The organism is Bacillus multifaciens, assembly GCF_030756675.1.
Lineage (GTDB): Bacteria > Bacillota > Bacilli > Bacillales > Bacillaceae_G > Bacillus_A > Bacillus_A multifaciens.
This window is the reverse complement of the sequence record NZ_JAVBXD010000063.1, coordinates 1-13,972: the sequence shown is the minus strand read 5'-3', so window position 1 is coordinate 13,972 and position 13,972 is coordinate 1. Positions and strand designations below refer to the sequence as shown.

Sequence of the window (13,972 nt, the reverse complement as noted above, 5' to 3'; positions counted from 1 at the left end):
TGCATGTATTAGGCACGCCGCCAGCGTTCATCCTGAGCCAGGATCAAACTCTCCAATAAAGTGTTTGTCTAGCATCATAAATAAAAATTGACGTTTCACATTGTTTGTTTCGTTCAGTTTTCAAAGAACTCATCTGTCGCCTGGTTGCGACTTCCTTATATTAACACCTCATTCATTCGATGTCAACTAAGTTTTTCATTTCGCTTTCTGCTCTGTTGCAGCAGCGACTCGTATAATACTACACTCTTTCAGATTAAACGTCAATATGTTTTTCTAATAAAATATAAAAAGGCTCATTTTCTATTAATAAGCCTTTTATTTATCCCCAATCAATATATAAGCCTCTGCTATGCACAGCTTGATCCTGCTCTTTTCAACTTATCTATATCTGAAGTTATTTTCTTTATATAACTTATACAACTTTCATCTATATCAAGTTACGAAATAGCCACAAACCAACTGGATTTTTAATACTTATATTATAACAAAAAGGACTAGGCATCCCCTCCTAGTCCTTTCAAAAAACCCCTTTATTTACGAACAAAAATGAAATAGAGTACAAACAAAATTGCCATGACATACATAATCGGATGAATTTCTTTTCTTCTTCCTTTCACAACCATTGTAATTGGATAGAAGATAAACCCAATCGCAATCCCCGTTGCGATACTGTATGTAAGCGGCATTGCAATAATTGTGAAAAATGCAGGTACTGCCGTTTCGAATTTCTTCCAATCAATTTCTCCTAATGATGAAACCATCAACACCCCTACAATAATTAAAGCCGGTGCTGTTACTGATGGTGTTACTACACTTAATAAAGGTGAAAAGAAAAGTGCTAATAAGAAAAATCCTGCTGTTACAACTGCTGTAAATCCAGAGCGTCCTCCTGCTGCTACCCCTGCAGAGGATTCAATATAAGATGTTGTTGTTGATGTACCAAGTATTGCTCCAATTACAGTTGCAATCGCATCAGAGAATAACGCTTTTCCTGCACGCGGTAATTTATTATCTTTCATTAAGCCAGCTTGATTGGCAACTGCCACAAGCGTTCCTGCTGTATCAAAGAAATCGATAAAAAAGAAAGTTAATATAACAACGAGCATCTTAGCGGTAAAAATATCTCCAAGGTGTTGAAGAGCAACTCCGAATGTCGGTGTTAAGCTTGGAACTGCACCAACAATCGACTTTGGTGTATCAATTAACCCTGTTGCTACACCAACAATTGCTGTAAGCACCATTCCAAAGAATACGGCCCCATTCACGTTTCTTGTCATTAAAATAACGATTACAACTACACCAAAGATAGCAAGTAATGTCGTACCTTTCGTTAAATCACCTAAACCAACAAGTACAGCATCATTATTTACAATAATCCCCGCATTTTGAAAACCAAGAAATGCAATGAACAACCCAATTCCAGCTGCTACTGCAAACTTTAATTCTGTTGGAATTGCGTTAATGATTTTTTCACGAAGGCCGGAAGCTGTAAGAAAAATAAACAGAATACCAGATACTAATGTTCCAGCAATCGCCGTTTGCCATGGAATCCCCATTGTTAATACGGCTGTGTAAGCAAAGAAAGCATTAATCCCCATTCCCGGCGCTAGTGCGATTGGATACTTTGCAAAAATCCCCATAATTAGTGATCCAATTGCCGCTGCTAAGGCTGTAGCAACAAACACTGCTCCCGGATCCATTCCGGTTCCTGCCGGCAATCCCTTAACATGTCCCAGCGATAGTGTAGCGGGATTAACAAACAATACATATGCCATAGACAAAAATGTTGTTAATCCTGCAATGAACTCTGTTTTATAATTTGTGCCGAGCTCATCGAACTGAAAATAACGTTTCATCCTATGTTTCCCCCGTTATATAATTGCTCGTCGCACTCCTTACTAGCCCCTCTTTTATCTTTAAAAATAAAAAAGGCTTCCAATGCATTATACATGGAAGCGTCTGTAAACAAAGGCAAGTATCCCTTACCCTTATATTAAAACGCCTCGTAGTCAAGCCATTTACGGTAGCAAGGTAGAAACTTTCGGGCCATATTCCCGATATTATACGACGGCTGAAATATTCATTTTTATTATTACTTACATATTCATATTAACTCATATATAAGTAAGTGTCAATCCGAAAAGCGAACGTTTTTTACTTAAAATTAATTTTCGTTCGTGTAATAACAAAAAAAGACGATCCATCTATACATAAAGGTATAGATGGATCGTCTTCTATAGTTTCACCTTATTCCCACTCAATTGTTGCTGGTGGCTTAGAAGTAATATCATACACAATACGGTTAACGTGTTTTACTTCGTTTACGATACGTACAGAGATTTTCTCTAATACATCCCAAGGAATACGTGCCCAGTCTGCTGTCATACCATCAATAGATGTTACTGCACGAATACCTACTGTGTAATCATACGTACGCTCGTCACCCATAACACCTACACTTCGCATACCAGGAAGTGCAGTGAAATATTGCCAAACTTCACGATCCAAACCAGCTTTTTTGATTTCTTCACGTAAAATCGCATCAGATTCACGAACGATTTCTAATTTCTCTTCTGTAATTTCGCCTAATACACGAATACCAAGTCCTGGACCCGGGAAAGGTTGACGCCATACGATTTCATCAGGAATTCCTAGTTCTGACCCTAATTCACGTACCTCATCTTTAAATAGCGTATTTAAAGGCTCGATTAATTTGAACTGCATATCTTCTGGAAGTCCGCCAACGTTATGGTGAGATTTAATTGTTTGTGCAGTCGCTGTACCACTTTCAATAATATCTGTGTACAGTGTACCTTGTGCTAAGAAGTCCATTCCTTCTAATCTAGAAGCTTCGTCATCGAATACATAAATAAATTCATTACCGATGATTTTACGTTTTTGTTCCGGATCTTCAACACCTGCTAATTTGCTCATGAAGCGTTCTTGTGCATCCACTTTAATAACGTTCATGTGGAAGCCTTCGCTAAATGTCTTCATAACCCCTTCAGCTTCTCCTTTACGAAGTAAGCCGTGGTCAACGAAAATACATGTTAATTGATCACCGATTGCTTTATGAATTAATACAGCTACAACAGAAGAGTCTACGCCGCCGCTAAGTGCACATAATACTTTTTTGTCGCCAACTGTTTCACGAATCTTTTCTAATTCTACTTCAATGAAGTTCTCCATGTTCCAGCCTTCAGTACAACCACAAACACCGAATACAAAGTTCTTAATTAAATCGTTACCGTGCTCAGAGTGACGTACTTCTGGGTGGAATTGTACACCATATAAGTTTTGTGCTTCGTTGCTCATACCAGCAATTGGACAAGAGTCACTTGTTGAATCTACTACGAAACCTTCTGGTAAACCTGTTACTAAGTCACCATGACTCATCCAAACAACTTGCTCTTCCGGAAGATTTTTATATAATTTCGATTGATTCTCTACTTTTAATACTGCCTTTCCATACTCACGATGGTCTGCACGTTCTACTTTTCCACCAAAGTGCTTTGTCATTAACTGCATGCCGTAGCAAATACCGAAGATCGGTAAGCCTAAGTCAAAGATCTTTTCATCGCAGTGGAATGCACTTTCACCATATACACTGTTCGGTCCACCAGAGAAGATAATTCCTTTTGGATTCATCGCTTTAATTTCTTCTGCTGTAATTGTATGTGGATGAAGTTCACTATACACGCCAAATTCACGAATGCGACGTGCAATTAACTGGTTATACTGACTTCCAAAATCTAAAACGATAATCGTATCGTGCTGTTTCTTCAAAATAATCACCCCATAGTTCTGTATATAAACATTTTCACCAATTTGGTAAAAACAATTACCAATATAATAAAAAAAGCCAGTCCCCTGCCCTCAGTCTCATAACAAAGAAAAGGCAGGAGTCTAGCTTTATAAAGGAGTTTATTCCTTATAAATATAGACGCACTGCCTTCATAGTCAGGTTGTTTACGGTAACCCGGTAGAGACTCTCAATCCGTATTATTGAGGATATATGAAGGAACGTTTAATATTATCTTTCTAGATTCTAACAATGAAAGGTGAATACGGTCAAGGAGAAAGCGACAAAATTCTACAGAAATTATTTCCCGATATAGTAAGACCACTCTCAACGGCTGCTATCAAATACTATTTAACGCAAAAGACTACCTCCTTTCATTAGGAAGTAGTCTTCTTACTAACTATTTATACATGGAACAGCTTCTCAAAATGAGGGCAGATTACATCATGCCGCCCATACCGCCCATGCCGCCCATGTCAGGCATTGCAGGTGCATTTGGTTCTGGTTTGTCAGCAACAACTGCTTCAGTTGTTAAGAACATTGCCGCAACAGATGCTGCGTTTTGAAGAGCAGAACGAGTTACTTTCGTTGGATCTACGATACCAGACTCAAGCATATTTACCCATGCGCCTGTTGCTGCGTTGAAACCAACGCCAACTTTTTCGCCTTTTAAGCGTTCTACAACTACAGAGCCTTCTAAACCAGCGTTCACTGCGATTTGACGAACTGGCTCTTCTAATGCACGAAGTACAATGTTAATACCTGTTGCTTCGTCGCCTTCAGCTGCAAGACCAGCTACTTTAGTATATACGTTCATAAGTGCAGTACCACCACCAGCAACAATACCTTCTTCTACTGCTGCACGAGTTGAGTTAAGTGCATCTTCAATGCGAAGTTTGCGCTCTTTCAATTCAGTTTCAGTTGCCGCACCTACTTTAATTACAGCTACGCCACCTGCTAATTTAGCAAGACGCTCTTGTAATTTTTCACGATCGAATTCAGAAGTTGTTTCTTCTAACTGCGCACGGATTTGACCGATGCGAGCTCCGATTTGTTCTGTGTTTCCAACACCTTCAACAATTGTTGTATTTTCTTTCGTTACAACAATTTTACCAGCGCGTCCTAAAGATGCGATAGTTGCAGATTTCAAGTCACGGCCTAACTCTTCTGTAATTACTTCGCCGCCAGTTAAGATTGCAATATCTTCTAACATCGCTTTACGACGATCACCGAAGCCAGGAGCTTTAACAGCTACTACGTTGAACGTACCACGAAGTTTATTTACTACTAATGTAGCTAATGCTTCGCCTTCTACGTCTTCAGAGATGATAAGAAGTGGTTTACCTTGTTGTACCACTTGCTCTAATACTGGTAAGATTTCTTGAATGCTAGAAACCTTTTTATCTGTAATTAAGATAAATGGGTTATCAAGAACAGCTTCCATTTTATCAGAATCAGTAATCATGTAAGGCGAAGCATATCCACGGTCGAACTGCATACCTTCTACTACATCTAATTCTGTTGTGAATCCTTTAGATTCTTCTAATGTAATAACGCCGTCGTTACCAACGCGCTCCATTGCTTCTGCAATTAATTGCCCTACTTCTTCGTCAGCAGCAGAAATAGCAGCTACTTGTGCAATAGAAGATTTACCTTCGATTGGTTTAGAAATCGTTTTTAATTCTTCAATTGCTGCTACAACAGCTTTTTCAATACCTTTACGAAGACCCATTGGATTCGCTCCAGCTGTTACGTTCTTCAAACCTTCACGAATCATTGCTTGCGCTAATACAGTTGCAGTTGTCGTTCCATCACCAGCTACATCGTTTGTTTTACTAGCAACTTCTGCAACTAGTTTTGCACCCATATTTTCAAATGCATCTTCTAATTCAATTTCTTTTGCAATAGTTACACCGTCATTTGTAATAAGCGGAGAACCGAATTTTTTCTCAAGTACAACGTTGCGACCTTTTGGTCCAAGTGTAACTTTTACTGCGTTTGCAAGAGTGTCGACACCGCGAAGCATCGAACGACGTGCTTCTTCACTAAATTTAATATCTTTTGCCATAATATTTGACCCCCTTGAATTTTTAAAGATTTATATAATTAACCGATAATTGCTAAAATGTCGCTTTCACGTAAAATTAAGTATTCTGTACCTTCGTATTTCACTTCAGTACCTGCATATTTTGAGAAGATGATACGATCTCCTGTAGCTACATCTAAAGCAACACGCTCACCATTTTCAAGCACACGACCAGTACCAACTGCCACTACTTTACCTTCTTGTGGTTTTTCTTTTGCAGTGTCTGGTAGTACGATACCACTTGCTGTTTTTTCTTCTGCTTGAACAAGTTCAATAATAACGCGATCACCTAATGGCTTTAGCATGAACAACAACCTCCTCAATTTTTTATGTAAATTTTATGTTTATTAGCACTCTATCACTTCGAGTGCTAACACACTTATTATAATAAAGAATCTCATTTTCTTTTGCAAGTGAAAAAACGTAATTTTTCGGAAAACTATTCTATTCCATCCCCTCTCCAGCTTGTTCAAAAGTGATTATGCTTTACTTGATAATTACATAAGGGAAGATGCACTGATAGATTCCATCTTTTTTTCATCTTCTCCTATGTTACAATAAGAAAGATGCCATAAGTTGTTTTCTCTATGGATAGAGCATTTTCCTTTTTCTTTACAAAAAATTCAAAAAGGAGTTACGAAATTGAAGAGACAATATTGGTGGGTTATTGTTACATATATTTTGATGCAATTATCAGGTATAATTGGTGGATGGATTCTTTTAAAAAGCGGAGTATACAATAATGGGCACCGGACCTTTGGAGAAAAAGTTCAACTGGCAACGGCACATTGGGGACTGATTAGCTTTTTTATCGCTCTTATCATCATCCTCGTGTTACTACGTAATGATACACAATCTGAAAAATGGAATCGCGGAAAAACAAATATCCCTGCTACAATAGGGTGGATTATTTTAGGGGTTCTTCTTGCTTTATTTGCCCAAGTCATTGCCGGCACAATTGAAACACAAGTTTTTAAAATTAAAGCTGAATCTGAAAATACACAAAACATTATCGGAATTATACAGGCTGCTCCATTATTTATGATTGTTTCATCCATATTCGCTCCCATTCTTGAGGAAATTGTATTTAGAAAAATTCTATTTGGAACACTATATAAACGATATAACTTCTTTATCGCAGCAATCATAAGTTCGCTTATATTTGCTCTCATTCATTTTGACCCTACACATTTATTAGTGTATATTTCCATGGGGCTTGTTTTTTCATTTTTATACGTACAAACAAAACGAATTATTGTACCAATTATGGCTCATGTTATGATGAATACAAATGTTATGTTAATTACATTCGTACTTCGTCCCTATCTAGAAAAAGCTGAAAAACTGCAAGGATTCATCGGAGGATTTTAAACATGCGAAATTCACCATTTGTTATGGCAACTTTGTATTTTCTTCTAGGGTGTATTTTTACATACTTAGCAATCACAAGCGTGAAAGATACAATTTGGAATTTTTACACACTATTGCTTTCTGTAATGGCAACAGTTGATTTTAATTTGGCAATTCGCCTTCTTTTTTCTAAACAGAAAAAAGATAGTAAGAAAAAATAATAAAAACGCAGGACATTCCTGCGTTTTTATTGTGGATAATTTTTCAAAAAGTACACGAGCGTTTGTAACTCTACCGCTAAATCAATATGATGAATACGAATATGTTCTGATAAGTTTAACCTAGCAGGTGTAAAGTTTAAAACACCGTGTACGCTCGTATGCGATAAGCGATCTGCTACAGTTTGTGCAACAGAAGCAGGCACTGTTAATATTGCCACTTTTATATCATCCGATAGTCTCTCTTCTAATTCATCCAAATGATATACTGGAATCCCGCCGATTTCTTTTCCAACTTTCTCTTCATCAACGTCAAATGCCATCTCAATTTTTGTATTATTATTTTTCGTAAAATTGTAATGTAAGAAAGCTGTACCTAAATTACCTACCCCAATTAACGCTACGCGTGTTACATCGTCTTGATCAAGTGTTTCGCGGAAAAACGACAATAAATAATTTACATTATAGCCGTATCCCTTTTTCCCTAATGCCCCAAAGTATGAAAAGTCTCGTCGAATTGTGGCTGAATCCACTTTCACTGCTTCACTTAATTCTGCAGATGATACGCGTTGCTTACCAGATAACGATAGGTTTTGGATAAATCGATAGTATAGAGGCAATCTTTTGGCAGTCGCCTGCGGAATTTTAGGCTGCTCCATGCAACCCCCTCCTCTCTTCCTATCTGTTCAAGTGATTAAAACATGTACGGAAGTTTAGCATTAATAGTTTTCCTTGTATAATAGAGAGAGAATTTCTCTATTTATGTTCAACTATACACTATTTTTAGTATGATTGAGAAATATAATCATGGCAAAGTTAAGAAATTATTGAGGTGAAAACATTGATTTTACTACAAGTGAATAACCTTTCCAAATTGTTCGCAGCCGAAGTGATTCTTTCAAACATTAAGTTAGAAGTACAGACGCGTGATCGTATTGCGCTTGTTGGGCGTAATGGCGCTGGAAAGTCTACATTATTAAAAATTATTGCTGGAGAACTATCTCATGACGGCGGCGAAATTATAAAACCGAAAGATGTATCTATCGGTTATTTAGCACAGCATACTGGTCTTGAAACATCGTTAACGATTTGGGATGAAATGCTAACAGTATTTCTCCACTTAGAGCGCATGGAAAAGGAACTCCGCAGGCTAGAACAAGAAATGGGAAAAGAAGAAAATTTCACAAATGCAACCATTTACGAAAAATTGTTAGCAGAGTATGATCGCCTACAATTAGATTATAAAAATAAAGGTGGCTATCAATATGAAGCTGATATTCGCTCTGTTTTAAGCGGACTCGGTTTTCCTCCCGAAACACACGAAACGACAATTTCCACATTAAGCGGTGGACAAAAAACTCGTTTAGCCCTCGGGAAGTTATTATTAACAAAACCAGATTTACTTATTTTAGATGAGCCAACCAACCATTTAGATATCGATACATTAACGTGGCTCGAGCAATATTTACAAGGTTATCCTGGTGCTATTTTAATCGTTTCACACGATCGGTACTTTCTAGATAGACTTGTCACGCAAGTATATGAAATCTCTAATAAACAAAGTCGAAAGTACACAGGAAACTACAGTAAATACTTAGACCTTAAAGCAGCTCTATATGAACAAGAGATGAAACGTTACGAAAAACAACAAGAAGAAGTAACAAAATTACAAGAATTTGTCCAGAAGAATATTGCTCGTGCGTCTACAACAAAACGAGCGCAAAGCCGCCGAAAACAATTAGAGCGCATGGAACTTATGGAAAAACCAATCGGTGATACAAAATCCGCTTCTTTCCACTTTGATATCGATAAACAAAGCGGTAATGATGTATTACAAGTAAGAGATATGACAATTGGCTATGATAATGAGCCAATTATTCAAAACATTCATTTCCAATTAACGAGAGGTGATAGTGTCGCTCTTGTCGGCCCAAACGGAATCGGAAAATCCACTTTATTAAAATCTCTTGTGGATAAACTTCGTCCTTTAAACGGCACGTTTTCGTTTGGTTCTAACGTTTCTATCGGATATTATGACCAAGAACAGGCAAACTTAACATCATCAAAACGTGTATTAGACGAACTTTGGAATGATTACCCGATGCAACCGGAAAAAGAAATTCGCACAGTCCTTGGAAACTTTTTATTTTCTGGTGACGACGTTCTAAAACCCGTTTCTTCTTTAAGCGGTGGACAAAAAGCACGATTAGCTCTTGCAAAACTTATGATGCAAAAATCAAATGTACTTATTTTGGACGAGCCGACCAACCATTTAGATTTAAGCAGCAAAGAAATTTTAGAAAATGCGCTCATTGATTTTCCAGGAACGATTTTATTTGTTTCCCATGACCGCTATTTCATTAATCGCATTACCACAAAAGTTCTTGAGTTATCCACAGGCGGATCAGAGGAATACCTCGGTGATTACGATTATTATGTAGAAAAGAAAAATGAAATGCTCGAACGCGCTGAACTTGACGAACAAGAAACAAATAAACCTGTACAAAAACAAGTGGCACAAGAAAAATTAAATTACATTGAAGAAAAAGAACGTAAAAAGCAAGAACGTCAACGTATGCGTAGAATTGAAGAACTAGAAGAAAACATTGCAACAATTGAAGAACAAATCATGGCATTAGAAGAACAACTATGTCTTCCAGAAGTGTACGCTGATTATGAGAGAGCCAGTGATATTACAACAGAAAAACAAACACTTCAAGAACAATTGGAAGCATGTATGGAAGAGTGGGAAGAATTACAACTGTGAAAAGGTCAGTGATTAACACTGACCTTTTTTATTTATCCCACTTTAACGGGCAGTAAGACCCCCACTGCTGGAAGTTTCACCTTATCCACAACAATATTCACATATTCACCTTTGTATTTTCAAGACAAACAAAAGTTTTCCACATTATCCACAAAAATAATAATATTTATCCACAATTTATACTCACAAAAAAACCTACATTATCAACAGATAATATAGGTTTTATCCACATGTTGTGGTTAATTCTGTGTATAAAATTACATCTTTTATCAAAAAAGATTTCTCTATCCACATACTTTTATATCAATCGCTGCTATGTAGAATATAACAGGATCGCTATTGGCTTGCTTCCTTTGTTTTAAAACCTTGCATGTGGCAGGAAAAGGCCCTAACCGCTCCAATGCACGGCTAAGTGCTCTCCTCCTCCCTAAAAGAAAGATAGGTTTTTATGTCGGTTTTTCAATTTGTATTTATATATGTTCTATTATATTAAGATTCAATATCCAAACCAGGGTTTGCATTTAATGCTAACGTTGCTCTCTTTCCTTGCTCATATGCAATCGTACCTGCAGCAGCAATCATAGCGGCGTTATCTGTGCATAAAGATAACGGAGGAATGATAAGTTCAACATTTTCTTTCTTTGCAAACTCTTCCTCTAAGCGTGCCCGTAATCCTTTATTGGCTGCTACCCCACCAGCAAGAAGCACTTGCTTTACGCCATATTCTTCTGTTGCTCTTATTGTTTTTGTTACTAATACATCAATTACACTCGCCTGGAAACTTGCAGCTAAATCTTCAGGTGCTATTTCTTCCCCGCGCTGTTTTGCGTTATGCACAGTGTTAATAACTGCGGATTTTAATCCACTGAAACTAAAATCATAAGAATCAGATTCCAGCCATGCACGAGGCAAATCAATTGTCGGTTCTCCTTCATGCGCAAGACGGTCAATATGAGGTCCACCTGGATACGGCAACGATAACGTACGCGCCACTTTGTCGTACGCTTCTCCTGCAGCATCATCTCGCGTTTCTCCAATTACTTCAAATGAACCATGCTCTTTCATATAAACAAGCTCTGTATGCCCACCCGATACAACGAGAGACAGCAATGGAAATTGTAGTTCTTGTACTAAACGATTCGCATAAATATGTCCTGCGATATGATGCACACCAACTAAAGGAATATTATGTGCAAAAGCTACTGCTTTTGCTGCATTCACTCCAATTAACAATGCCCCAACAAGACCTGGTCCTTCCGTAACGGCAATTGCATCAATATCCTCAAACGTAATTTGTGCTTCTTTTAATGCTTCTTCTAACACAACCGTCATTTGTTCTACGTGGTGACGAGATGCAATTTCTGGGACAACCCCACCAAAACGTTTATGACTTTCAATTTGCGAAGCTACAACGTTCGCTAAAATATCTCGTCCATTTTTCACAACTGCTACAGCCGTTTCGTCACAGCTTGTTTCAATACCAAGAATAATTGTATCTTTTTTCATCATAAATTCACCCACATTACAAGACCATCTTCATAATTGTCTGTATAGTATCTTTTACGAATTCCGCCATTTTGAAAACCAAATTTTCGATATAACTTTTTCGCAACTTCATTTGAAACACGTACTTCAAGTGTCATCGTCTTTGCTCCAAAAGCTCTCGCTTTGTTCATTACCTCTTGTAATAACGCTACTCCAAGCTTTAGGCCACGGTATTTTGGCAATATTGCAATGTTCGTGATATGTGATTCATCAAGAATCATCCAAAGTCCGCAATAGCCCATAATTCCTTCTTCTGTTTCCAGCACAACGTAGTGCGCATACTCATTCATATTTAACTCTCGTTCAAATGCTTCGGCAGTCCAAGGAGTCGCAAATGAAGCTTCTTCAATCGCAACAATTTGCGGGATATCCTTTTCCTTCATATTTCTAAATGTAATGTTCATTCATAAGACTCCTATTTCTTTTGACTTTCTAGCCATTTTGCCTCTGCTTCTGCCAAACGAAGATAACTCGGAACGAATGTATGTACAGGTTGTTCTTCTTTCTGTAAACCTAAGAAAGCTAACTCACTTGGACGTGGATTATGTTTCGTCAGCGGGGCAAATACCGCCTGATCTCCTAAATGTTCTACAATTGTATCTTTATGCTGTTCTACATCGTTTCCGATAAATAAAATAGGTTGCCCCATCTCTTTTACCATTTGCAGCCAATCAACAATGAGAACAATACGATCTTCTTTCACAGCTTGTAATGATTGTTCCCTATATGTATATAATCCTGTGTAAATTTGCTGACGACGGCCATCAAATAATGGGCAAATGTATCCGGGGAAATTGATTCCGTTTGCTGCTAGCACCTCTAAGCTCGATACACCGACAATTGGAATTTGCAGTGACCAAGCCAATGTTTTCGCTACTGTCACACCAATACGAACACCTGTATAAGAGCCCGGACCGGCCGCTACAACGATTTTATTTAATTCTTTTGGTTTTACATTACATTCTTTTAAAAGTTGCTCTACTGCTGGCATTAAACGCACAGAATGATTTTTTGTTAAATTTGTAATGATCTCTCCTACAACAGTATTTCCATCAATAAGAGAAACTCCCATTACATAGTTAGAAGTATCAATTGCTAGTACTTTCATTTTGTAATAGCTCCTCACATAATCTAATATAACGTTCTCCGCTCGGCTCTAATACAATTTTCCTTGTACTATCTCCCTCGTGGAATAAACTAATTTTTAAAAGTGAAGATGGTAAGAAAGCCTCTATTAAATGGGCCCACTCCACCACTGTTACACCTTCGCCATAAAAATATTCATCAAAACCTAAATCTTCTTCGCTCTCTGCTAGACGGTATACATCCATATGATACAGCGGTAATCGTCCTTTGTATTCTTTAATAATATTGAAAGTCGGGCTATTTACAACACGTTTTACACCAAGACCTTTTGCAAGACCTTTTGTAAATGTTGTCTTACCTGCACCTAAATCCCCTTCTAAAATCAAAACATCCTGCGCCTCAACTAATTGTCCAAGCTTTTCTGATAAATTCTGCGTTTCTTCTGAAGACATTGTCGTTATTTCATATTTATTCAAAAGTCTCACCTACCTTACTATTAGTATTCTCTATTTTTTATTATACAGATTTTTTATATAAATCCATTTTTTTTCGACATCTTTATCTAGCTCTACCTCCTAAGCCCTTCTGTGTGAAAGAACCTTAGCCAACGGGCCTAAACAGTCGGCTCCCGCTTTTTTTACTTCGCACGTGGCAGAAAAAGGCCCTGATCGCTTCTATGCATAGCCAGATGCTCTCGCTCACCTAAAAAGAGGGAGGTTTTATGTCAGTTTTTCAATTTGTATTTGTATTTATATATAAAAAAGACCTTAGGAGTTTTCCTAAGGATAAGATTGACTGTCTTATAAGTTTAATTAGAGTAAATAAAAAAACACGAAACATATTGTTTCGTTCTTTATATAAATGGCGGTCCCGACCGGGGTCGAACCGGCGATCTCCTGCGTGACAGGCAGGCATGTTAACCACTACACCACGGGACCATTTGGTTGCGGGGACAGGATTTGAACCTGCGACCTTCGGGTTATGAGCCCGACGAGCTACCAGACTGCTCCACCCCGCGATAATATAAATAAGCCTGGCAACGTCCTACTCTCACAGGGACAAAGTCCCAACTACCATCGGCGCTAGAGAGCTTAACTTCCGTGTTCGGTATGGGAACG

The 13,972-nt window shown here is 37.9% G+C and carries 12 protein-coding genes, 2 tRNA genes, 2 rRNA genes and 2 riboswitches; of the genes, 3 read left to right on the top strand and 13 right to left on the bottom strand.

The window, feature by feature from the left end:
- The 5 genes from Q9306_RS23360 to groES form a co-directional block, all read right to left on the bottom strand.
- Positions 1 to 59 (bottom strand): 16S ribosomal RNA (locus Q9306_RS23360); the annotation flags it as partial.
- A gap of 471 nt (positions 60 to 530) precedes the next feature.
- Entirely contained in the window at positions 531 to 1,856 is a 1,326-nt protein-coding gene (locus tag Q9306_RS23355; protein ID WP_306202838.1) for an NCS2 family permease, read from the bottom strand.
- Positions 1,857 to 1,986: 130 nt separating this feature from the next.
- Positions 1,987 to 2,088, bottom strand: a riboswitch (purine riboswitch).
- Between the two features lie 159 nt (positions 2,089 to 2,247).
- Positions 2,248 to 3,786: a glutamine-hydrolyzing GMP synthase gene (gene guaA / locus Q9306_RS23350; protein WP_371932434.1), complete on the bottom strand. Its 1,539-nt coding sequence runs from the start codon at positions 3,784 to 3,786 to the stop codon at positions 2,248 to 2,250.
- A 151-nt stretch (positions 3,787 to 3,937) separates the two neighbouring features.
- Positions 3,938 to 4,039: riboswitch (purine riboswitch) on the bottom strand.
- 202 nt (positions 4,040 to 4,241) lie between these two features.
- Entirely contained in the window at positions 4,242 to 5,870 is a 1,629-nt protein-coding gene (gene groL / locus Q9306_RS23345; RefSeq protein WP_306202836.1) for a chaperonin GroEL, read from the bottom strand.
- A gap of 38 nt (positions 5,871 to 5,908) precedes the next feature.
- Positions 5,909 to 6,193 (bottom strand): co-chaperone GroES, encoded by a 285-nt coding sequence (gene groES / locus Q9306_RS23340; protein ID WP_020063193.1) that lies wholly within the window; start codon positions 6,191 to 6,193, stop codon positions 5,909 to 5,911.
- Positions 6,194 to 6,530: 337 nt separating this feature from the next.
- On the opposite strand from groES, the gene Q9306_RS23335 reads away from it, so the two are divergent.
- Together Q9306_RS23335 and Q9306_RS23330 are read left to right on the top strand one after the other, a co-directional pair.
- On the top strand, positions 6,531 to 7,259 hold the full coding sequence (locus tag Q9306_RS23335; protein WP_306202834.1) for a CPBP family intramembrane glutamic endopeptidase: 729 nt from the start codon (positions 6,531 to 6,533) through the stop codon (positions 7,257 to 7,259).
- A gap of 2 nt (positions 7,260 to 7,261) precedes the next feature.
- Complete coding sequence (locus Q9306_RS23330) at positions 7,262 to 7,459, top strand: YdiK family protein (RefSeq protein ID WP_306202832.1); 198 nt, start codon at positions 7,262 to 7,264, stop codon at positions 7,457 to 7,459.
- A gap of 26 nt (positions 7,460 to 7,485) precedes the next feature.
- Here Q9306_RS23330 and Q9306_RS23325 read toward each other — a convergent pair whose 3' ends face one another.
- A complete protein-coding gene (locus tag Q9306_RS23325; RefSeq protein WP_306202831.1) occupies positions 7,486 to 8,115 on the bottom strand; it encodes a redox-sensing transcriptional repressor Rex in 630 nt (209 codons plus the stop codon).
- A 182-nt stretch (positions 8,116 to 8,297) separates the two neighbouring features.
- Between Q9306_RS23325 and Q9306_RS23320 the strand changes: the two genes are divergently transcribed.
- On the top strand, positions 8,298 to 10,223 hold the full coding sequence (locus Q9306_RS23320) for an ABC transporter ATP-binding protein (RefSeq protein ID WP_306202829.1): 1,926 nt from the start codon (positions 8,298 to 8,300) through the stop codon (positions 10,221 to 10,223).
- A gap of 489 nt (positions 10,224 to 10,712) precedes the next feature.
- Here Q9306_RS23320 and tsaD read toward each other — a convergent pair whose 3' ends face one another.
- The 7 genes from tsaD to rrf form a co-directional block, all read right to left on the bottom strand.
- Positions 10,713 to 11,729 carry a tRNA (adenosine(37)-N6)-threonylcarbamoyltransferase complex transferase subunit TsaD gene (gene tsaD, locus Q9306_RS23315; protein WP_306202827.1) on the bottom strand — a complete coding sequence of 339 codons (1,017 nt, stop codon included), beginning with the start codon at positions 11,727 to 11,729 and terminating at the stop codon, positions 10,713 to 10,715.
- The gene (gene rimI, locus Q9306_RS23310) at positions 11,729 to 12,172 is read right to left on the bottom strand and encodes a ribosomal protein S18-alanine N-acetyltransferase (RefSeq protein WP_306202824.1); all 444 of its coding nucleotides are present in this window, start codon (positions 12,170 to 12,172) and stop codon (positions 11,729 to 11,731) included. Before rimI ends, tsaD begins: the two co-directional genes overlap by 1 nt.
- Positions 12,173 to 12,183: 11 nt before the next feature.
- Positions 12,184 to 12,876: a tRNA (adenosine(37)-N6)-threonylcarbamoyltransferase complex dimerization subunit type 1 TsaB gene (gene tsaB / locus Q9306_RS23305; protein WP_306202822.1), complete on the bottom strand. Its 693-nt coding sequence runs from the start codon at positions 12,874 to 12,876 to the stop codon at positions 12,184 to 12,186.
- On the bottom strand, positions 12,857 to 13,330 hold the full coding sequence (gene tsaE, locus Q9306_RS23300; RefSeq protein ID WP_242225283.1) for a tRNA (adenosine(37)-N6)-threonylcarbamoyltransferase complex ATPase subunit type 1 TsaE: 474 nt from the start codon (positions 13,328 to 13,330) through the stop codon (positions 12,857 to 12,859). The genes tsaB and tsaE overlap by 20 nt, the downstream gene beginning before the upstream one ends.
- Positions 13,331 to 13,716: 386 nt before the next feature.
- Positions 13,717 to 13,792, bottom strand: a tRNA-Asp gene (locus tag Q9306_RS23295).
- A gap of 3 nt (positions 13,793 to 13,795) precedes the next feature.
- Positions 13,796 to 13,872, bottom strand: a tRNA-Met gene (locus tag Q9306_RS23290).
- Between the two features lie 13 nt (positions 13,873 to 13,885).
- Positions 13,886 to 13,972 (bottom strand): 5S ribosomal RNA (rrf, locus tag Q9306_RS23285); the annotation flags it as partial.